The organism is Streptomyces sp. R21, assembly GCF_041051975.1.
Lineage (GTDB): Bacteria > Actinomycetota > Actinomycetes > Streptomycetales > Streptomycetaceae > Streptomyces.
This window is the reverse complement of record NZ_CP163435.1, coordinates 2638060-2657911: the sequence shown is the minus strand read 5'-3', so window position 1 is coordinate 2657911 and position 19852 is coordinate 2638060. Positions and strand designations below refer to the sequence as shown.

General features: G+C 71.2%; 18 protein-coding genes. 7 read left to right on the top strand and 11 right to left on the bottom strand.

What is annotated here, in order from left to right:
- Positions 1-134: 134 nt before the first annotated feature.
- Genes AB5J56_RS11970 through AB5J56_RS11960 form a run of 3 tightly spaced genes read left to right on the top strand, consistent with a single transcriptional unit; the run spans position 135 to position 3231 of the window.
- A complete protein-coding gene (locus AB5J56_RS11970; RefSeq protein WP_369232680.1) occupies positions 135-1451 on the top strand; it encodes an extracellular solute-binding protein in 1317 nt (438 codons plus the stop codon).
- Positions 1451-2404, top strand: coding sequence for a carbohydrate ABC transporter permease (locus AB5J56_RS11965; protein WP_369232679.1), 954 nt, complete (start codon positions 1451-1453; stop codon positions 2402-2404). Before AB5J56_RS11970 ends, AB5J56_RS11965 begins: the two co-directional genes overlap by 1 nt.
- Positions 2401-3231, top strand: a complete 831-nt coding sequence (locus tag AB5J56_RS11960; protein WP_369232678.1) for a carbohydrate ABC transporter permease — start codon at positions 2401-2403, stop codon at positions 3229-3231. Before AB5J56_RS11965 ends, AB5J56_RS11960 begins: the two co-directional genes overlap by 4 nt.
- Positions 3232-3235: 4 nt before the next feature.
- Here the strand turns inward: AB5J56_RS11960 and AB5J56_RS11955 are convergent, their stop codons facing one another.
- The 3 genes from AB5J56_RS11955 to AB5J56_RS11945 all read right to left on the bottom strand — a co-directional run bounded on the left by AB5J56_RS11955 (position 3236) and on the right by AB5J56_RS11945 (position 6327).
- On the bottom strand, positions 3236-4513 hold the full coding sequence (locus AB5J56_RS11955) for an HRDC domain-containing protein (RefSeq protein WP_369232677.1): 1278 nt from the start codon (positions 4511-4513) through the stop codon (positions 3236-3238).
- Between the two features lie 132 nt (positions 4514-4645).
- Complete coding sequence (locus tag AB5J56_RS11950) at positions 4646-5308, bottom strand: response regulator transcription factor (protein ID WP_019073943.1); 663 nt, start codon at positions 5306-5308, stop codon at positions 4646-4648.
- 350 nt (positions 5309-5658) lie between these two features.
- Positions 5659-6327: a DUF3000 domain-containing protein gene (locus AB5J56_RS11945; RefSeq protein ID WP_369232676.1), complete on the bottom strand. Its 669-nt coding sequence runs from the start codon at positions 6325-6327 to the stop codon at positions 5659-5661.
- 117 nt (positions 6328-6444) lie between these two features.
- Between AB5J56_RS11945 and hemE the strand changes: the two genes are divergently transcribed.
- Entirely contained in the window at positions 6445-7512 is a 1068-nt protein-coding gene (hemE, locus tag AB5J56_RS11940; RefSeq protein ID WP_369232675.1) for a uroporphyrinogen decarboxylase, read from the top strand.
- 151 nt (positions 7513-7663) lie between these two features.
- On the opposite strand, the gene AB5J56_RS11935 is transcribed toward hemE, so the two are convergent.
- Entirely contained in the window at positions 7664-8482 is an 819-nt protein-coding gene (locus AB5J56_RS11935) for a rhomboid family intramembrane serine protease (protein WP_369232674.1), read from the bottom strand.
- Positions 8483-8591: 109 nt separating this feature from the next.
- Here AB5J56_RS11935 and AB5J56_RS11930 point away from each other — a divergent pair, with 109 nt between their 5' ends.
- On the top strand, positions 8592-8936 hold the full coding sequence (locus tag AB5J56_RS11930) for a hypothetical protein (protein WP_369232673.1): 345 nt from the start codon (positions 8592-8594) through the stop codon (positions 8934-8936).
- 69 nt (positions 8937-9005) lie between these two features.
- Here AB5J56_RS11930 and AB5J56_RS11925 read toward each other — a convergent pair whose 3' ends face one another.
- Positions 9006-10418 carry an FAD-dependent oxidoreductase gene (locus AB5J56_RS11925; RefSeq protein WP_369232672.1) on the bottom strand — a complete coding sequence of 471 codons (1413 nt, stop codon included), beginning with the start codon at positions 10416-10418 and terminating at the stop codon, positions 9006-9008.
- Positions 10419-10445: 27 nt separating this feature from the next.
- Entirely contained in the window at positions 10446-11450 is a 1005-nt protein-coding gene (locus tag AB5J56_RS11920) for a DUF4349 domain-containing protein (protein ID WP_369232671.1), read from the bottom strand.
- Positions 11451-11609: 159 nt separating this feature from the next.
- Here AB5J56_RS11920 and hemG point away from each other — a divergent pair, with 159 nt between their 5' ends.
- Both hemG and hemQ read left to right on the top strand, forming a co-directional pair.
- Entirely contained in the window at positions 11610-13067 is a 1458-nt protein-coding gene (hemG, locus tag AB5J56_RS11915) for a protoporphyrinogen oxidase (protein ID WP_369232670.1), read from the top strand.
- A 4-nt stretch (positions 13068-13071) separates the two neighbouring features.
- On the top strand, positions 13072-13803 hold the full coding sequence (gene hemQ / locus AB5J56_RS11910) for a hydrogen peroxide-dependent heme synthase (protein ID WP_369232669.1): 732 nt from the start codon (positions 13072-13074) through the stop codon (positions 13801-13803).
- 33 nt (positions 13804-13836) lie between these two features.
- Here hemQ and AB5J56_RS11905 read toward each other — a convergent pair whose 3' ends face one another.
- The 5 genes from AB5J56_RS11905 to AB5J56_RS11885 all read right to left on the bottom strand — a co-directional run bounded on the left by AB5J56_RS11905 (position 13837) and on the right by AB5J56_RS11885 (position 19800).
- Positions 13837-15462, bottom strand: coding sequence for an alpha/beta hydrolase (locus tag AB5J56_RS11905; RefSeq protein WP_369232668.1), 1626 nt, complete (start codon positions 15460-15462; stop codon positions 13837-13839).
- A 143-nt stretch (positions 15463-15605) separates the two neighbouring features.
- Entirely contained in the window at positions 15606-16403 is a 798-nt protein-coding gene (locus tag AB5J56_RS11900; protein ID WP_369232667.1) for a TIGR04222 domain-containing membrane protein, read from the bottom strand.
- Positions 16404-16525: 122 nt separating this feature from the next.
- Positions 16526-17305, bottom strand: coding sequence for a DUF4142 domain-containing protein (locus tag AB5J56_RS11895; RefSeq protein WP_369232666.1), 780 nt, complete (start codon positions 17303-17305; stop codon positions 16526-16528).
- Between the two features lie 338 nt (positions 17306-17643).
- A complete protein-coding gene (locus tag AB5J56_RS11890) occupies positions 17644-19023 on the bottom strand; it encodes a DUF692 domain-containing protein (protein ID WP_369232665.1) in 1380 nt (459 codons plus the stop codon).
- Between the two features lie 153 nt (positions 19024-19176).
- On the bottom strand, positions 19177-19800 hold the full coding sequence (locus AB5J56_RS11885) for a TIGR03086 family metal-binding protein (protein WP_369232664.1): 624 nt from the start codon (positions 19798-19800) through the stop codon (positions 19177-19179).
- Positions 19801-19852: the final 52 nt, after the last annotated feature.

Below are 19852 nucleotides of genomic sequence, written 5' to 3'. Positions count from 1 at the left end.
TTGAACTCCCAGTGCTGGAAAACATTCTGGCATCGTTGGCGAAATAGGGACTTTACCGGTTCAGTAACGGCTGTCAGAGTGCCGAATCAGCCAACCCACTCGTGCTCGTCCGTCACGGAACGGAGCTGGTGCACATGAACAGCCGCAGGATTCTCGCCGGATCGGTGGTCGCCCTCGCCGTCATGGCCTCGGGGTGCACCGGCACCGGAGGCTCGACGAAGGGCGCGGACGCCAAGGCGCCCGCCGACCCGGCCAAGGTGAGTGGAACCATCACGGTCCTGACCCAGCGGACCGACCTCGTGCAGGACGGCACGATGACGAAGTACGCCGCCGCGTTCAACAAGACGTATCCGAAGGTCAAGGTCAAGTTCCAGGCCCTCACGAACTACGAGGCCGAGGTCAAGATCCGGATGAACACGGAGAACTACGGCGACGTCCTGCTGATCCCCGGCGTGATCAAGAAGAGCGACTACCCGAAGTTCTTCGCCTCGCTCGGCACCGAGACGGAACGCAGCAAGAAGTACCGGTTCACCGACTTCACCACCGTCGGCGGCAAGGTCTACGGGCAGAGCCCGATCGGCGTGATGCCCGGCTTCGTCTACAACAAGAAGGTCTGGCAGAAGGCCGGGGCGAGCAAGTGGCCCACCACACCGGCCGAGTTCCTCGCCGATCTGAAGGCGATCAAGACAAAAACCGACGCGACCCCGTACTACACCAACTTCTCCGCCGGATGGCCGCTGACCTCGTGGACGTTCGTCAACGGCTCGGTGCACTGCGACACCGGGGCGACCAGCAAGATCGCCGATGGTGACCCCTGGGCAAAGGGCGCCGACCTGCGCGTCGGCGACCAGTTGCTCTACGACACCGTGCACGACGGCTACATCGAGAAGGATCCGACGACCACCAACTGGGAAGCGTCCAAGGCCCGGTTGGCGAAGGGCGAGATCGCCACGGAGTGGCTCGGCACCTGGGCGATCATCCAGTTCCAGGACGCCGCCAAGAAGGCCGGCATCGACCCCGACGACATCGGCTTCATGCCCTTCCCCGCCCAGGTGGACGGCAAGTTCTGCGCGACGGTCGGCCCCGACTACAACCAGGCCGTCAACGTCCACTCCCAGCACAAGGAGGCGGCCCGCGCCTGGATCGACTGGTTCACCGACAAGTCCGGCTACGACAAGGACAACCTGGCCATCTCGCCCCTCAAGGACGCGCCCCTGCCGACCGTCCTGAAGCCGTACGAGGACGCAGGGGTGAAGCTCATCGAGCTCGACGACAGCAAGGGCGCGAAGGTCAAGCTGGTCGACACCGAGTCGGAGGTCGGCATCAACACCCCCGACTACCGTCAGAAGCTCGTCGACCTCGCCCGCGGCGCCGGAAAGGGCAGCCTCGACGACTTCTACGCCGACCTCAGCAAGCGGTGGACCGAGGCGCAGAAGAACGCGGGGTCCTGATGACGGACACCACCGAGAAGGCGGCCTTCCGGGCCGCGGCGCGGGACGGGGCCGCCGTCCCCCAGCCGCCCCCGGCACCGCGCCGCGCCCGCCTGTGGCGCGGCCTCACCCCATGGCTCTTCCTGATCGCCCCGCTCGCTCTGCTGATCATCTTCACGTACGCGCCGATCGCCAACATGGTCGCGTACAGCTTCACCGACTGGGACGGTGTGAGCCCCGAACTGCACTACACGGGCACCGGGAACTACACCGAACTCTTCACCAGGGAAGACCTGTTCCAGGTCTTCTTCGTCAGCGGCTACTACCTCGTCGCCTCCGCGGTCCAGATCGCCGCCGCGCTCTACTTCGCGACGATCCTCAGCTTCAACGTCCGCTTCCGGAACTTCTTCAAGGGCGTGCTCTTCTTCCCGTATCTGATCAACGGGGTCGCGATCGGCTTCGTCTTCCTCTACTTCTTCCAGGACGGCGGCACCCTCGACACGGTGCTCGGGCTGTTCGGCTACCACTCCGACCACGCCTGGCTCGGTACGTCGACCTCCGCGAACGTCTCGCTCGCGGGGGTGTCGGTCTGGCGCTACATGGGCCTGAACTTCGTGCTCTTCCTGGGCGCGATCCAGTCCATCCCGGGGGAGTTGTACGAGGCTTCGGAACTGGACGGCGCGAACCGCTGGCACCAGTTCCGGTACATCATCGCGCCGGGCATCAAACCGGTGCTGAGCCTGACCGTGATCCTGTCGATCTCCGGCTCGCTGTCGGTGTTCGAGATCCCGTACATCATGACGGGCGGCGCGACCGGCACCGAGACCTTCGTGATCCAGACGGTGAAGCTGGCCTTCCAGTTCAACAAGACGGGGCTCGCCTCGGCGGCCGCGGTCGTGCTGCTGCTGATCATCCTGGCGGTGACCTGGCTGCAGCGGCGCCTCGTCCCGGACGACAGGGTGGATCTCGTATGACGCGCCGCGCGGTTGCCCGCGCCTTCGTCTATCTGTCGCTGATCGTCGCGGCCGTGGTCGTCCTGCTGCCGCTCGGCGCCGTCCTGCTGACGTCCCTGAAGTCCTCGCAGGAGATGTCGGACGACAGCGGCGCCCTCACGATGCCGAAGGACTTCCTGTACTTCCACAACTATGTGACGGCGTTCCAGGACGGCCGCATGCTCTCCGCCTTCGGGAACACGGCCATTATCCTGCTGGTCGCCATCGCGGGGACCGTGCTGATCGGCTCGATGGCGGCGTACGCGATCGACCGCTTCACGTTCCGCCTCAAGAAGCTGGTGGTCGCGCTCTTCCTCATCGCCGCGCTCGTCCCGGGCGTGACGACCCAGGTGGCGACCTTCCAGATCGTCAACAGCTTCGGGATGTTCGACACGCTGTGGGCGCCGATCGCGCTCTACATGGGCACGGACATCGTGTCGATCTACATCTTCCTGCAGTTCGTCCGGTCCATCCCGATCTCCCTGGACGAGTCCGCACGCCTCGACGGCGCCAACGCGTTCACGATCTACCGGAAGATCATCTTCCCGCTGCTGAGGCCGGCGATCGCGACCGTCGTGATCGTGAAGGGGATCACCGTCTACAACGACTTCTACATCCCGTTCCTCTACATGCCGTCCGAGGATCTTGGCGTGATCTCGACGTCGCTGTTCCGCTTCCGGGGGCCGTTCGGCGCGCACTGGGAGACGATCTCGGCCGGGGCGGTGCTCGTCATCCTCCCGACCCTGATCGTCTTCCTGCTCCTCCAGCGCTTCATCTACAACGGCTTCATGCGGGGCGCGACCAAGTGAGATCTCAGGCCGCAGGTGCCCGCAGGGCCGCCACCAGCACCGGCGTGACCTGCTCGACCTGCCAGGGCCGGGCTCCGTAACCGGCGAGCAGCGCCCCGACCGACTCGTCGTCCGGCGTGGCCGGCGGCTCCCAGCACACCCGGCGCACGGTGTCCGGGGTGATCAGGTTCTCCTGCGGCATGTTCAGCTGTTCGGCCAGCGCCGAGACGGCGGCGCGTGCCGCGGAGAGCCGGGCCGCGGCCACCGGGTCCTTGTCCGCCCAGGCGCGCGGCGGCGGGGGACCGGTCACCGGCTGGCCTGGCTGCGGCAGCTCGGACTCCGGCAGCTCCCTCGCCCGGTCCACGGCGGCCTGCCACTGCTCCAGCTGGCGCCGCCCCATGCGGTGCCCGAAACCGTTCAGCCCGGCCAGGGCGTGCACGTTGGGCGGCAGCGACAGCGCGGCCTCGACGATCGCCGTGTCCCCGAGCACCTTGCCGGGCGAGATGTCCCGGCGCTGCGCGACCCGGTCCCGGGTCTCCCACAGCTCCCGGACGACCGCCATCTGCCGGCGGCGGCGCACCTTGTGCATGCCCGACGTACGGCGCCAGGGGTCCTTGCGCGGAGGCGCGGGCTCGGCGCCCGCGATCGCGTCGAACTCCTGCCGGGCCCACTCCAGCTTGCCCTGCCGGTCGAGCTCCTTCTCCAGCGCGTCCCGCAGGTCGACAAGGAGCTCCACGTCCAGAGCGGCGTACCGCAGCCAGGGCTCGGGCAGCGGGCGCGTCGACCAGTCGACCGCGGAGTGCCCCTTCTCCAGCAGGAAGCCGAGGACGCTCTCGACCATCGCGCCGAGGCCGACCCGGGGGAACCCGGCGAGGCGTCCGGCCAGCTCGGTGTCGAACAGCCGGGTGGGGATCATGCCTATCTCGCGCAGGCACGGAAGGTCCTGGGTGGCCGCGTGCAGCACCCACTCCACTCCGCCGATCGCCTCGCCGAGGCCCGACAGGTCGGGACAGGCGACGGGGTCGATCAACGCGGAGCCGGCGCCCTCACGGCGCAGCTGCACCAGATAGGCGCGCTGGCCGTATCGGTACCCGGACGCACGTTCGGCGTCGACGGCGACAGGGCCGCTGCCGGCGGCGAAGGCGGCGATCATCGCGGCGAGCGCGTCCTCGTCGGCGATGACGGGCGGAATGCCCTCTCGGGGCTCGAGCAAAGGGATCGGCGCCGATTCGACGTCGTCCGGAGGGCCGCCTCCGGTGGTTCGCAGTGGGCTGTCTGCTGCGGTCTCTTGGGCGTCGGTCACCTGTCAAGGGTATCTGTGTATGGACTACGCCCGCCGACGGAACGTTCCGTCGACGGGCGTGGGAGGGTCGTAAACCAGTCAGGTCGGTGAAAGATCGGGTTCAGGGTTCGTTCGTCGGCCGGTTTCCCGGGTTCAGTGGATGATCCCGGTGCGCAGGGCCACCGCCACCATCCCGGCGCGGTCGCCCGTGCCGAGCTTGCGGGCGATGCGGGCGAGGTGGCTCTTGACGGTCAGCGCGGACAGGCCCATCGAGACGCCGATGGCCTTGTTCGACTGGCCCTCGGCGACCAGGCGGAGCACCTCGACCTCACGGCCGGAGAGCTCGCGGTAGCCGCCCGGGTGGCTCGGGGCACCCGGGGGGCGGCGGTGCATTCGTGCGGCGGCCGAGCCGATGGGCGCGGCGCCGGGGCGGGTGGGGAGGCCGACGTTCGTACGGGTGCCGGTGACGACGTAGCCCTTGACGCCGCCCGCGAGGGCGTTGCGTACGGCGCCGATGTCGTCGGCTGCGGAGAGGGCCAGGCCGTTGGGCCAGCCCGCGGCTCGGGTTTCGGAGAGGAGCGTCAGGCCGGATCCGTCGGGGAGGTGGACGTCGGCGACGCAGATGTCACGGGGGTTGCCGATGCGGGGACGAGCCTCCGCGACGGACGAGGCCTCGATGACGTCGCGTACACCGAGGGCCCACAGGTGGCGGGTCACGGTGGAGCGGACGCGGGGGTCGGCCACGACCACCATGGCGGTCGGCTTGTTCGGGCGGTAGGCGACCAGGCTTGCGGGCTGCTCGAGGAGAACGGACACCAGGCCTCCTGGGTGGGGGACGGAGCCGGCTTGTGGGGATGAAGCCGGGAGGAACCGTGCTTTCAAGGTCACAGTCGTCTTCGGCACCAAACCCGTCCGCCTTTAGAGAATGATCACGATCTGGTGAGTAACAATCCGTGCAATTCGGACGCGCGATCGATCATCCGAAGATCGAACCGAGTCGCTCCGCGTCAATCGCGGTCCACTCACCGTTCATACGAGGCCGAAAGTGGCCGTATCGACAAAGACTCAGTAAGTCCTGGGCAACCCCTGGGCAAGACTCGTGCCGAGGACCCGGGGGGGGCCTCGGCACGGGATCGGCGCGGAACGTACAGGAGCAGGCGGGGCGCTCAGCGGGACTGCGGCCCCCGGCGCTGTGGCAGCGTCACCACGGCCGCGTCACCCGGGCTCGCCGGGGGCAGGCCCGCGACCTGGCAGAGCAGATCGCACCACGCGGCGAGATGGGAGGCCGTGTCGGGGACGCCGCCCATGCCCTCGCGCGGGGTCCAGGACGCCCGGATCTCGATCTGGGAGGCGGACGGCCGCTCGGAGAGGCCGCCGAAGTAGTGCGAGCTCGCGCGCGTCACCGTGCCGCTCGGTTCGCCGTACGACAGACCGCGGGCCTGGAGCGCTCCGGTCAGCCACGACCAGCAGACCTCGGGGAGCAGCGGGTCGGCCGCCATCTCCGGCTCCAGTTCGGCGCGGACCAGCGTGACCAGGCGGAAGGTGCCCTGCCAGGCGTCGTGCCCCGCCGGGTCGTGCAGCAGGACGAGGCGGCCGTCGGCCAGGTCCTCGTCGTCGGCGACGACCGCCGCCTCCAGGGCGTACGCATAGGGAGCGAGCCGCTGTGGCGGGCGCGTCGGGTCGATCTCGATCTCCGGCCGCAGCCGTGCCACCTTCAACGCCTCGACGGCAGCCCGGAAGGGCGGCGGAGCCGTCTGCGTCGCATCCCGGTCCCCCTCCTTCGCGTCGTCCATTCCGCCAGCGCCGTCCGACAGTCGTCCCTGAGCCGCAGCCATGCGGGGAAGATTAAGGGGAACGGAGCTCTGTTGCAGGGACAGACATCCCCTTTTGGCGGCCCGGTTCGGGCCGGACCCCGAACCGGGGGCCGCTGCGGCCGTGCGAGACTTTCCGTCGTGAGTGCCAACCGCCGCCCCGAGGGCCAGCCGCCGACAGCCACGTACGAGTCCGCCTTCCTCAAGGCGTGCAGGCGCGAGCCCGTGCCGCACACGCCGGTGTGGTTCATGCGGCAGGCCGGTCGCTCGCTGCCCGAGTACCTCAAGGTGCGCGAGGGCATCCCCATGCTGGAGTCCTGCATGCGGCCCGAGCTGGTCACCGAGATCACCCTCCAGCCGGTGCGCCGGCACAACGTGGACGCGGCGATCTACTTCAGCGACATCGTCGTCCCGCTCAAGGCCATCGGCATCGACCTCGACATCAAGCCGGGCGTCGGCCCGGTCGTCGCAAACCCGATCCGCACCCGCGCCGACCTGGCCCAGCTGCGCGATCTGACCCCCGAGGACGTCTGGTACGTCACCGAGGCGATCAAGCTCCTGACGGCCGAGCTGGGCGAGCGACCGCTGATCGGCTTCGCGGGCGCGCCTTTCACCCTCGCGAGCTACCTCGTCGAGGGCGGCCCGTCCAAGAACCACGAGCACACCAAGGCGCTCATGTACGGCGACCCGCAGCTGTGGGCCGACCTGCTCGACCGCCTCGCCGAGATCACCTCCGCCTTCCTGAAGGTGCAGATCGAGGCGGGCGCCAGCGCGGTCCAGCTCTTCGACTCCTGGGTCGGCGCCCTGGCACCCGCCGACTACCGCCGCTCGGTCATGCCCGCCTCGACGAAGGTCTTCGAGGCCGTCGCCGGATACGGCGTCCCGCGCATCCACTTCGGTGTCGGCACCGGCGAGCTGCTCGGTCTGATGGGTGAGGCCGGCGCGGACGTCGTCGGCGTCGACTGGCGCGTCCCGCTCGATGAGGCCGCCCGCCGCGTCGGTCCCGGCAAGGCGCTTCAGGGCAACCTCGACCCGGCCGTCCTGTTCTCCACCACCGAGGCGGTTCAGACCAAGACCCGCGAGGTGCTCGACGCCGCCGCCGGTCTGGAGGGCCACGTCTTCAACCTCGGCCACGGCGTCCCGCCGAACACCGACCCGGACGCGCTGACCCGGCTCGTGGAGTACGTGCACACGCAGACCGCCCGCTGACGCCCCTTTTTTAGGGCTCGGTTCGCCTCCGGGGCGCCTCAGCCTGTGTCGAGAGCACGACCATGCTCAGCCCTTCGGGCCTCCGCTTGCTCGCACTCTCGACACAGGCGCGCCCCTTCGGCTCACTCGCCTTCGCGACGCGCCCGCGACCTCACCAGCCGTGCCGCGCCCGCCTGCCCCACAGCAGGCGGCGCGGTTCGGGCGGGGGCGGTGTGCCGGGCCGCAGCGGCCAGGCCAGCAGCATGCCCACGAGGAAGCCGGCCACATGGGCCGCGTACGCCACCGTCCCGGCCGTGGAGACCCCGGCGCCCGACGAGTACACCGCCTGCAGCACGAACCAGAAGCCCAGCACCACCCACGCGGGCAGCCGCAGCGGCAGGAAGATCAGGAACGGGACGAGGACCCACACCCTCGCCTTCGGACAGAGCACCAGATAGGCGCCCAGCACTCCGGCGATCGCCCCGGACGCGCCGATCAGCGGGGCGCCCGAGTCGTCGTTGAGGAGCGCGAAGCCGTACGCCGCCGCGTAACCGCAGACGACGTAGAACAGCGTGAACCGCACATGCCCGAGGCGGTCCTCGATGTTGTTGCCGAAGATCCACAGGAAGAGCATGTTGCCGAGCAGGTGCAGCCAGCTGCCGTGCAGGAACATCGCCGTGAGGACCGACAGCGGCGGCGACTTGTCGTAGTCCGGCGGGGCCGTCAGGCAGCCTTCGCCGTGCGGACCCGTCACGACCTGGCCCGTGGGCACGAGCCGCGGCAGCCGATGGTGGATCAGTTCCTGCGGCACGGCGGCGTAGTGGTCCAAAAACGCCTGCAGATGGCACAACTGGGACAGACCGCTCTCTCCTGTCACCGAGCCCGCGATGCCGGGGGTGCGCAGGAAGACCAGGAAGTTGGCGGCGATCAGCGCGTACGTCACATAGGGCGTCCGGCGTGCCGGGTTCACGTCATGGACGGGGATGACCACACCGAATCAGTGCCCTGGATGAGCCCGGTGAATCCGTGAACGCCGCCGTCCGCCCGTGCGTATGTCTCCTCGACGCCCGCGATGCGAAGAACTACGTGAGGAACAGGCGATGAACGACCGAGTTACTCCTCCGATGCACGCTCTGCCCGACGGCGAGGCGGAGATCGCCCTCGTACTGCACCTGCCCTGGGAGGACGTCGCCGCGCTCGGCCAGGAGGCCGGCCGGCTCGCCGCCCGGATGCAGCGGCCCGTCACCCTCGACGAGGCCGTCAGCCACCGGTTGCGGTCGGCTCGGTCCGCCGCGCACGCGAAGCCGGCGGGGGCGCAGCCCGCTGCTGTTTCCGCTGCCGCAACCGGGTCCGTCTCTTCGCTGCCGGGGCGGCCGCCGGCCGAGCAGGCCCGGCAGGCCATCGAGCGGATCAACGGGACCACCGGGCAGCACGAGTCGGCGTAGGACGGATTGTCGGGCGACTGCGGGCCGGTTGTGGCTGGTCGCGCAGTTCCCCGCGCCCCAATCGGGGCTCTACGCGCCCCTGGCGCGCACCGCTGCTGTCGCCTTCCTTGCCGCCACCAGGATCGGATCCCACACCGGTGAGAACGGGGGTGCGTAGCCCAGGTCCAGGGCTGTCATCTGTTCCACCGTCATGCCCGCGGTCAGGGCGACCGCGGCGATGTCGACGCGCTTGGCGGCGCCCTCGCGGCCGACGATCTGTACGCCGAGAAGCCGTCCGGTGCGGCGCTCGGCGAGCATTTTCACGGTCATGAGGGCGGCGTTCGGGTAGTAGCCGGCGCGGCTCGTCGACTCGATGGTGACGGTCTCGAACTGCAGGCCCGCCCGGCGCGCGTCCTTGTCGCGAAGTCCGGTCCGCGCGATCTCCAGGTCGCAGACCTTGCTGACCGCCGTGCCGACGACCCCGGGGAACGTGGCGTAGCCGCCGCCCACGTTGGCGCCGATGACCTGGCCGTGCTTGTTGGCGTGCGTGCCCAGCGCGATGTGCCGCTCGCGCCCGGAGACCAGGTCGAGGACCTCGACGCAGTCGCCGCCCGCCCAGATGTCCTCGTGCCCGCGCACCCGCATCGCCAGGTCGGTGAGCAGCCCGCCGTGCTCGCCGAGAGGCAGCCCCGCGGCCCCCGCGAGCGTGGTCTCGGGGCGTACGCCGATGCCGAGGACGACCACGTCCGCCGGGTACTCGGCGTCCTCCGTGGCGACCGCCCGGACCCGGCCGTCGTCGCCGGTCAGGAGCTTGGTGACCGCGGCGTCGTTGACCATGGTGATGCCCATGCCCTCCATGGCCTCGTGCACCAGGCGCCCCATGTCCGGGTCGAGCGTGGACATCGGCTCCCTGCCGCGGTTGACGACCGTCACCTCGTAGCCGCGGTTGATGAGGGCCTCGGCCATCTCCACGCCGATGTAGCCCGCGCCGACGACCACCGCGCGCCGGCCCTCCGTGGCGGCCAGCGTGTCGAGCAGGGCCTGGCCGTCGTCGAGCGTCTGCACCCCGTGCACGCCGGGCGCGTCGGCGCCGGGCAGGTCGGGGCGGATCGGTCGGGCGCCGGTCGCGATCACGAGTTTGTCGTACGGCGTCCACTCCTCGGCCCCGGTCTCCAGGTTCCGGGAGCGGACCCGGGCGCCCTCGACGTCGATCTCCACGACCTCCGTACGCATCCGCAGGTCGATGTCGCGCTCCCGGTGCTCCGCGGGCGTCCGGGCGATGAGCCGGTCCCGCTCGGGGACGTCGCCGCCGACCCAATAGGGGATGCCGCACGCGGAGTACGACGTGAAGTGGCCCCGTTCGAACGCCACGATCTCCAGCTCGTCCGGGCCCCGCATCCGGCGCGCCTGCGACGCGGCGGACATGCCCGCCGCGTCGCCGCCGATCACGACCAGCCGCTCTTTCGTCCCACCCGTGCCACCCGTCCCGCTGCTCATGCTCATACGAACACGCTACGGGGGCGGGGCATTTCAATCCTGGTCGCCACCCTCCTCCCTCACGGGAGGAGCGACCGGAAGGGCACCCGTGCCCGGGGTCGCCGGGGCCGGGCGGCGCGGCAGGCGGTTGCGTACGAATCGCATCCACAGCACGACGAGCAGCGCCGCGCCCGCCGCGAACGGGAGGACCGCGCCGAGCGCGACGGCGATCCAGCGCAGCATCGTGACGAACGCGTGCCAGCCACCGGCCAGCGCGTCCACGAAGCCCGGGTCCTCGTCCTTGGCCGCCGCCTTCTTCACCGGCGTCTCGGACAGGGACAGGGTGATGGTCGCCAGGCTGGTGCGGTCCTTCAGGGACGCCTGCTGGGCGAGCAGCGCCTCCAGGTCGGACTCCCGGGTGCTCAACTCCCCTTCCAGGGTGACCACATCGCTCAGTTTGGTCGCCTTGTCCATCAGCTCGCGGACCCGGGCCACGCTGGCGCGCTGCGACTTGATCCGGCTGTCCACGTCCACCACCTGGTCGGTGACGTCCTGTGCCTTGGCCGTACGTTCGATGATCTTCCCCGTGCCCTCCAGGTCGGCGAGCACCTCGTCGTACTGGTCGGTGGGCACGCGCAGGACGACCCGGGTGCGTTCGTGGCCCCCGTCGTCCCGGGTGGTGGTCTCGTTGCCGACGAATCCGCCCGCGTTCTCGGTGGTGGTGCGGGCGTCGTCCAGGGCCTTGGGCACGTCCTTGACCTGCACGGTCAGGGAGGCGGTGCGGATAATGTGGCTCGCGGTGACCTTGGGCGGGGCGGTCGCCTTCGCCCCTCGGGCGCCGTTGTCCGCCGCACCGCCGCCGTCCGCCTGCGAAGCGGCCGAGTCGGCCTTCTCGGGACCCTGGGCGGCGGCCTTGTCGTCGGAACCGGCGCCGATGTCGTCGGACGCGCCGCAGCCCGCGAGCGCGAGGCCGGCGGCGAGCAGGACAGCGGCCAGGGCCCGGCCCCGCCGTGCGGATCGTCGTCGTGGGCGCGTCTGCGAGCGCACTGTCTGTGCCATATGGGCCTACCCCCGAGGAGTCGTCGTGACTGACTCTCCTTCGACGCCCGGCCCGCCCCGGACGTTGGCGGGATCCGATCCCGAAGCGGTCACGGTCAGGACTCGGCCGGGCCACGTACCCCTGGCGGGAGTGCCAGCGGGCTCTGAGACAGTGGAGGCATGCGCGCACACAGCGGTCGTACGGATACCGGGCACGTCGTCGTCATCGGGGGCGGGATCGCCGGACTGGCCGCCGCCCACCGGCTGCTGGACCAGGGCGTGCGCGTGACCGTCCTGGAGGCGTCCGGCCGTCTCGGCGGCAAGCTGCTGCCCGGCGAGATCGCGGGCGCGCGGGTCGACCTGGGCGCCGAGTCGATGCTCGCGCGGCGCCCCGAGGCGGTGGGTCTGGCCCGCGAGGTGGGCCTCGCCGACCGCCTTCAGCCTCCCGCCACCGCGACGGCCTCGATCTGGACCCGCGGCGCCCTGCGCCCCATGCCCAAGGGCCATGTCATGGGCGTCCCGGGCACCGCCGCCGCCCTGTCCGGCGTCCTCTCCGAGGAGGGCCTGCACCGCATCGAGCGCGAGGTAGACCTGCCGCGCACGGAGGTCGGCGACGACGTGGCGGTGGGGGAGTACGTGGCGGCCCGCCTCGGCCGTGAGGTCGTCGACCGCCTGGTCGAGCCCCTCCTCGGCGGCGTCTACGCGGGCGACGCGTACCGCATCTCGATGCGCGCCGCCGTGCCCCAGCTCTTCGAGGCGGCCCGCACCCACGCCTCCCTGACGGAGGCGGTCCGCGCCGTCCAGGCCCGCGCGGCCGCCGCGCAGCAGACCGGACCGGTCTTCACGGGCATCGAGGGCGGCATCGGCCGGCTCCCGCTCGCGGTCGCGGAGTCGGTGCGGGCGCGCGGCGGGGAGATCCGGCTGAACAGCCCGGTCCACGGTCTGCGCTGTACCCCCGAAGGCTGGGAGGTGATGGTCGACGACTCCGTGGAGGAGGCCGACGGCGTCGTCGTCGCCGTACCCGCCGCCCGGGCCGCCACGCTGCTGCGCGCCGAGGCACCCGCGGCAGCGGCCGAGCTGGCCGAGGTCGAGTACGCGTCGATGGCGCTCATCACGCTCGCCTACCGCCGCGCCGACGCCGTGCTCCCGGAGGGCAGCGGCTTCCTCGTGCCGCCGGTGGACGGGCACACGATCAAGGCCTCGACGTTCGCGAGCCGGAAGTGGGGATGGATCGACGCCGAGAACCCCGACCTGCTGGTGCTGCGGACCTCGGTGGGGCGGTACGGGGAGACCGAGGTGCTCGGCCGGGACGACGAGGACCTCGTGGAGGTCTCGCGTCACGACCTGCAGGCGGCCGTAGGGCTGGCAGCCGCCCCCGTCGCCACCCGCGTGACGCGGTGGACCGACGGGCTGCCGCAGTACCCCGTCGGGCACCACGCGCGCGTGGCCCGCATCCGCGAGCACGTCGGCAAGCTGCCCGGCCTCGCCGTGTGCGGGGCGGCGTACGACGGCGTCGGGATCCCGGCCTGCATCGCGAGCGCGTACGCCGCCGTGGACCAGCTGCGCGGCGACCGCGGAGGACTGGACGCCCTGCGCGCGAACCCGGTGCAGAGTCTGCACGGCGGCGCGGGAGAATAGCCCCATGAGTGACGACGCCCCCACCACCGAGTCCGGCAGGGTCCCGAACAAGGGCAAGCTGGCCAAGGACCTCAACGAGGTCATCCGCTACACACTGTGGTCCGTCTTCAAGCTGAAGGACGCGCTGCCCGAGGACCGTGCGGGCTACGCCGACGAGGTCCAGGACCTGTTCGACCAGCTCGCCGCCAAGGACGTCACGGTCCGCGGCACGTACGACGTGTCGGGGCTGCGCGCCGACGCCGACCTCATGATCTGGTGGCACGCCGAGACCGCCGACCAGCTCCAGGAGGCGTACAACCTCTTCCGCCGCACGAAGCTGGGCCGCGCCCTGGAGCCGGTCTGGTCGAACATGGCGCTGCACCGCCCCGCCGAGTTCAACCGCTCGCACATCCCGGCGTTCCTCGCCGACGAGACGCCGCGCAACTACATCAGCGTCTACCCGTTCGTGCGCTCCTACGACTGGTACCTGCTGCCCGACGAGGACCGTCGCCGTATGCTCGCCGACCACGGCAAGATGGCCCGCGGCTACCCGGACGTGCGCGCCAACACGGTCGCCTCGTTCTCGCTCGGCGACTACGAGTGGCTGCTGGCCTTCGAGGCCGACGAGCTGTACCGCATCGTCGACCTCATGCGTCACCTGCGCGCCTCCGAGGCCCGCATGCACGTCCGCGAAGAGGTCCCGTTCTACACGGGGCGCCGCAAGGACATCGCCGAGCTGGTCGCGGGCCTCGCCTGACCGGCGTCCGATCCGTGCCTGATCCGTGCTTGATCAGCGGCTGGGCCGGGTGGCCTTCTTGGAGGCGCCGCCCGGCGCGGTCGGCTTCGGCTCCTCGTGCGGGGCGCAGGCCGCGCGCCGTACCGGGAGCCGGCCCTCCAGGACGTACGCGTCCAGGTAGCCGTTGACGCACCGGTTGGGTCCGCCGCCGATGCCGTGCGTCCCGGCGCCGTTCTCGGTCACCAGGACCGCGCCGGACAGCCGCCGTTGCAGCTCGACCGCGCCGTCGTAGGGCGTCGCCGCGTCCCGCTCTGCGGCCAGGATCAGGGTCGGCGGCAGGGCGCCCGGAAGCGCCCGCACGTCGACGGGCTGCTGCCGCGCCACCGGCCAGTACGCGCACGGCAGGTTCATCCACGCGTTGCCCCACGTCTCGAACGGCGCCACGCGCGCGAGCCGCGTGTTGTCGCGGTCCCAGGTGCGCCAATCCGTCGGCCAGGGCGCGTCGTTGCACTCGACGGCCGTGTAGACCGCGTTGCCGTTCTCCTGCTCGACGGCCGCCTCCGGGTGCGGCTCGGCCTGCTGGATCAGCGGCTTCGGGTCGCCCTTCAGATAGGCGGAGAGCGCCAGGGCGCGCTGCGGCCAGTAGTCGTCGTAGTACCCGGCCTGGAGGAACGCGCCCTGCAACTGCCCGGGGCCGACCTTGCCGCCGGCCGGCTCGGCGGCGAGCTGCGCCCGCGCCTTCTCGTAGTTGTGCAGGACCTCTTCGGGCGTGGCGCCCAGGCCGTACACCTCGTCGTGCCGGGCGATCCAGGTGCGGAAGTCCGCCCAGCGGTTCTCGAACGCGGCCGACTGGTCGAGGTTGTTCTGGTACCAGATCTGCTCGGGGGCCGGGTTCACCGCCGAGTCGAAGACCATACGGCGTACGTGCGAGGGGAACAGGGTGGCGTAGAGGGCGCCGAAGTAGGTGCCGTAGGACGCTCCCATGAAGGTCAGCCTGCGCTCGCCGAGAGCGGCGCGCAGCACGTCCAGGTCGCGGGCGTTGTTGAGCGACGAGTAGTGCCGTACGGCGCTGCCGGAGCGCCGGACACAGCCGCGGGCGTATGCCTTCGCCTCGGCGATGCGTTCCTTCTTGTACGACTCCGAAGGGAACGTCGGCGCGGGCGTGGGCCCCTTCACGAAGTGCTTCGGGTCCTGGCAGGAGATCGGGGACGAGCGTCCGACGCCGCGCGGGGCGTAGCCGACGAGGTCGTACGCCGCCGCGATGCGCTTCCACTCGGGGAGGAAGCCGATCAGCGGGAAGTACATGCCGGAGGCGCCGGGGCCGCCGGGGTTGTAGACGAAGGCGCCCTGCCGTGGCACCTTCCGCTTGGAGTTGTGCGGGTCCCGGCCGGTGGCGCGGACCCGGCTGACGGTCAGCTTGATCTTCTTGCCGTCGGGGCGCGCGTAGTCGAGGGGCACCGTGACCGTGCCGCACTGGAGCTTGCCCGGCACGTCCTGCTCCTTGGAGCACGTGCCGAAGCGGATTCCGGCGGCCGCGGCCCGCTCGGCGGCGACGGCCGTCCCGAGCGTCTCGGGGGAGCCCGCGGAGTCCGGCCAGACGGGCCTGCCGTCCGCGGGGGCGGCGACGAGGGCCGTCAGGAGCACGGCTCCGGCGGTTCCATGGAGGACGGCGGCTCTCATCGGGATCCCTTCGGCGCGCGGCAGCGACAGAAAGGATGTTTCGTTCGGCGGTTGGCGAAGTAAAGCACCGGCCCCCGGTGTCGGGTCCAATGACCCCGATGCGCCCCCTCGCGCGCCGGTCAGCCGCTCAATGGGCCAGTCGGTCAGGCGTGCCACTCGCGGTCGCGCGGCCCGTACTGCCGGTCGCGGTGCGCGAAGGCCGCCCGCAGATCCGGCTCGCCGATCGCGCGGACACCGCGCACGGCCACCGATGTGAGGTACGTACGGTCGTCGCCGCTGCCGTCGGGGCGTCGGGTGAGCGTGCCGAGCAGCCGCTGCCCGGCCGGGGACGCCCAGCGCGTGTAGGGGTGCACCTCGATCCGGGCGATGGCCAGGCAGCTCAGCGTGAGGACCAGCGGGAGCATGAACCAGACGGCCACCGGCACTTCGTTCCCGGTGGTCTGCGAGGGCAGCAGCAGCGCTACGGCGCCCAGCGCGAGGACGGCCGCCGAGGCCGCCTGGACCTGGCGGACGGCGCCCGCGACCGAGGTGCGTGCCCCGTCGGGCACGGCGAGGCCGGCGGCGACGAGCCGGTCGGCGAGGGTGCGTACGCAGTCCGCGGTCGCCGCGGTGGCCCGTACCGGCGCTATCCGGGACTGGCCCTCCGGGCCGATGGCTCCGATCACCGAGCGCTCCATGTCGTCGCGCCCGCGCGGGTCCACGACCGTCGCCCAGCCGGTGTGCGCGAGCAGCAGCCGGTGCTGCCGGGCCATCGACACCAGTGTCAGATCGGCGACCCGGGCCGGGCCGCCGGACAGGAACGCGGCCTCGTACAGCGTGAGATCGTGCCCGCGCGAACCGTCCGCGTCGGCGGCCGCCGCACGCACGGCCGCCAGGCACAGCCGCGTGCACGAGACGCCGGCCGCGGCCCAGGCCAGGAGCAGGAGAAGGACCCAGAACATGGCGTTTTTCTATGCGACGCAATCGGGGGAGCGCCATGCCTTGTTCACGATATGGACGGAGCGTTGTGGGTACGTGACGTTCCGCTTGACGCTCGACGCCCGGAGTCCTCGCCGAAAGCCCTCTAGGAGTCCTTGTCCTGCCCGGGAGGTGGGCTGGAGGCGGCCGGCGGGAGCCCGTAGTCCGAGGCCGGCGACGGGCTCACCGGGACCGGCGTCTGCGGGGCGTCCGTGGGGCCGGGCGGGGCGGGCGAGTGGGTGAGCGGCGGCGGGCTCGCGGTGGCCGCGTCCCGCGCGAGCGCGTCGAAGTCGACGTTCCCGGTGGCCTCCAGGACCTTGATGTGGTCGAGGACGGTGGTGTTCGCGTCGTCGGCGAGGTCGCGGACCAGTGAGTTGCGGGTGTTCGCGCGGACCAGGGCGACGACGGAGAAGACCTTGCCGTGCGCCTTGCGCAGGATGTTGGCGAACTCGACGTCGAACTCGTCGCCGTGCGCCGCGCCGAGCGTCGCCAGCCACCCGCGCTGCTGCGGGTTGGGCTGGTTGGGCAGCTCCAGACCGAGCCGCGCCGCCACGTTGCGGACCCGGGCGTCCAGGAACGTGTGCCCCTCGACGAGATGCCGGCCGGCGGTCCGCACGGCCTGTGTGGTGCCGCGCTCCTCGGCCTCCTGCCCCGCGGGCAGCTCCCACAGCCCGGCCAGCCGGACCTTCGTGATGAACTCCCGGTCCAGCCCGGACAGCGGCCCGAACTTCGTCGACACGGTCTCCGCGTTCAGGGTGTCGAGGCCGGTGCCGGAGCGGTCCGCGTACGACCAGATCGGAAAGACCAGGGCGATGAGAGTCGCCGTGAGGCCGGTGATGATGAGCCCGGTCCCGCTGATCAGTCCGGTGCGGTTGATGGATCGCATGGTGCCTCCTGTTGCGGCACCGCACGCTAGTGCGCTTCGGGTGCGGCTTGGCATATTACTGCGGGTCCTACGCCAACTGCCGTACGAGCCGAGAGGCTTGGAGGAGGGGGAATGAACACCAGGATGTGGTAGCGACGACGGAGGATGAACCACCCCAATTCGGGGAGAAGCGAACACAGGTTGTGCGGAGATGGGCAACCTTGTTAACCGCAGCACACTTGGGCGTTTAAGCCCGTCCGGCGTTTGAGGACGAGCGCGAAGCGCGACAAGGGGGAAAGGGGGCGAAGCCCCCAGGAGGACGGGACGGGTAGGGGCGGAGGGGGCGAAGAAACTCCCCGTCACCCCCCGTGCCGCAGCAACACCCGCCGAGTGGCCCGAGCCAACCGCACCGCGGGCCGGGACGACCGCGGCACCGGCCCCGACCGCTCCAGCCACCACTCCCGCAGCGCCCGCCGAGCGTCCGCGTCCTCCGGCCCCCCACCCAGCAACAGATGCTCGGCGAAGTCCAGCGCATCGCGCCGGTACCCCCCACCCATCGGATGACCCTGGGCGTACGCGAGGAACGCGGGCCGATACCCCGCCGCGAGGATCTCCGGCAGCTCCGGTGCCACCTTCGCCACGACATCCGCCCGCTTGGCGGCAAGTGCCCGCGCCTGCACCCCGAGGCGCACCCGGTCGAACCCCTCCGGCGCCGGCGTCCCCGCGACCAGCGCGGAGAGCAGCGCGGCCTGAGAGAGGCCGACCCGCTGCCGGGCGGGCCCGGCGTCGACGACCGGCGCGTCCCCCGCGCCACATCGGGACAAGTCCCCGGCGCCATATCGCGACAAGGAGACAGCTTCCCGCGGCCCCGTCGCGCGCCCCAGCGTCTCCTGAATGGCGTCCACCTCCCGCTCCAGCTCCCCGGGCTCCGGGAAGTTGTCGTCGCGCTCCAGCAGAACGCCGGGCGGGGTCACGCGGGAGGCGAGGTCCGCGAGGATGTCGAGGACCGGGCGGGGCACGGGGTGGGCGTGGCTGTCGTGCCAGACGCCGTCGCGCTCGAAGCCGCCGGCCACATGGACGTAGGCGATGGCCTCGACGGGCAGCTCGTCGAGGGCCCGCGCGGGGTCCTCGCCGCGGTTGACGTGGTTGGTGTGGAGGTTGGCGACGTCGATCAGCAGCCGTACGCCGGTACGGTCGACCAGGTCGTAGAGGAACTGCCCCTCGGTCATCTCCTCGCCGGGCCAGGAGATCAGCGCGGCGATGTTCTCCACGGCGAGCGGCACAGGCAGCGCGGCCTGGGCGATGCGGACGTTCTCGCACAGGACGTCCAGCGCGTCCCGGGTGCGCGGGACGGGCAGCAGGTGCCCGGCCTCCAGGAGCGGCGACGCGGTGAGGGGGCCCCCGGCCCGTACGAACGCGATGTGTTCCGTGACGAGCGGCGAGCCCAGCGCCTCGGCCCGCTCGGCCAGTGCGGTGAGCCGGGCCTCGTCGGGGCGGTCCGCGCCGCCGAGGCCGAGCGAGACGCCGTGCGGGACGACGGTGACGCCGCGCTCGCGCAGCCGCAGCAGCGACTCGGGGAGGTGCCCGGGACACAGGTTCTCCGCCACGGCCTCGACCCAGTCGATACCGGGCATGCGCTCCACGGCGTCGGCGATCTCCGGCCGCCATCCGATCCCGGTCCCCAGCCGCCCCGGCTGCCTCGGTTGTGTCACCTGTGTCACGTGTGTCACCTGGTTCATGGCCCCTCCTCCATCACCGCTGTTCGACCGACCCTGCGTGTCGTCTCCTCACGACGGACCTGTGTTCCGGCGTGACGGAGTCATGGCCCCGGCAGTCGGGGTCGAACCCAGGGGAGCGGACGTTCAGAGCAACATTTGAGGTTCCTGCTGCCGTCAGCTCGGCAGTGGCCACTTGTCCGGGTCGCGGCCCAGCAGACGCAGCGCCTCGTCCAGCGGGTCGGCGCCCGCCGCCACGTCGAGAACCGGCGCGAATGCGAACCCCGGACCGCGGCCCGCCGGGTCCGTCGGTACGCGCCGGGCGACGGCGAGCGCCGCGCCGCGGACATGGTCCGGCAGGTCGAGGGCGACACCGAGCGAGGCCGCTACGTCCCACGAGTGCACCACGTAGTCGATGAAGTGAAAGCCGACGGCCAGCCGCCCGGGGAACTCGCCGCCGATCTCCGGCAGGGCGAACTCCCGCCCCAGTACGCCCGGTTCGGCGAAGGCGGCGAGCACTGTCGTCGCCGCGCCGCGGTAGGTCCGCCCCGGCGCTGTCATGTCCGCCGGCTCGCGCCAGTACGCCATCCGGTGCCCGGCCCCCCGCGCGGCCGCCGCGAACCCGTGGTGCTGCGCGGCCATGTGGGCCACCAGCTGCCGCAGGGTCCACCCCGCACAAGGGGTGTCCCGCTCCCAGTCCGTGTCCCGGGTCAGATCCACCAGCCGTAACGACTCGTGCACGGCGACCCGGTCGAGTTCGACGAAGTCCCGTTCAGCGCTGCCCTGTTGGGTGATGTCCATGGATCGAGAATAAAACCAAGCGAACGATCGTGCTACTTGTTTGGAGGAACCG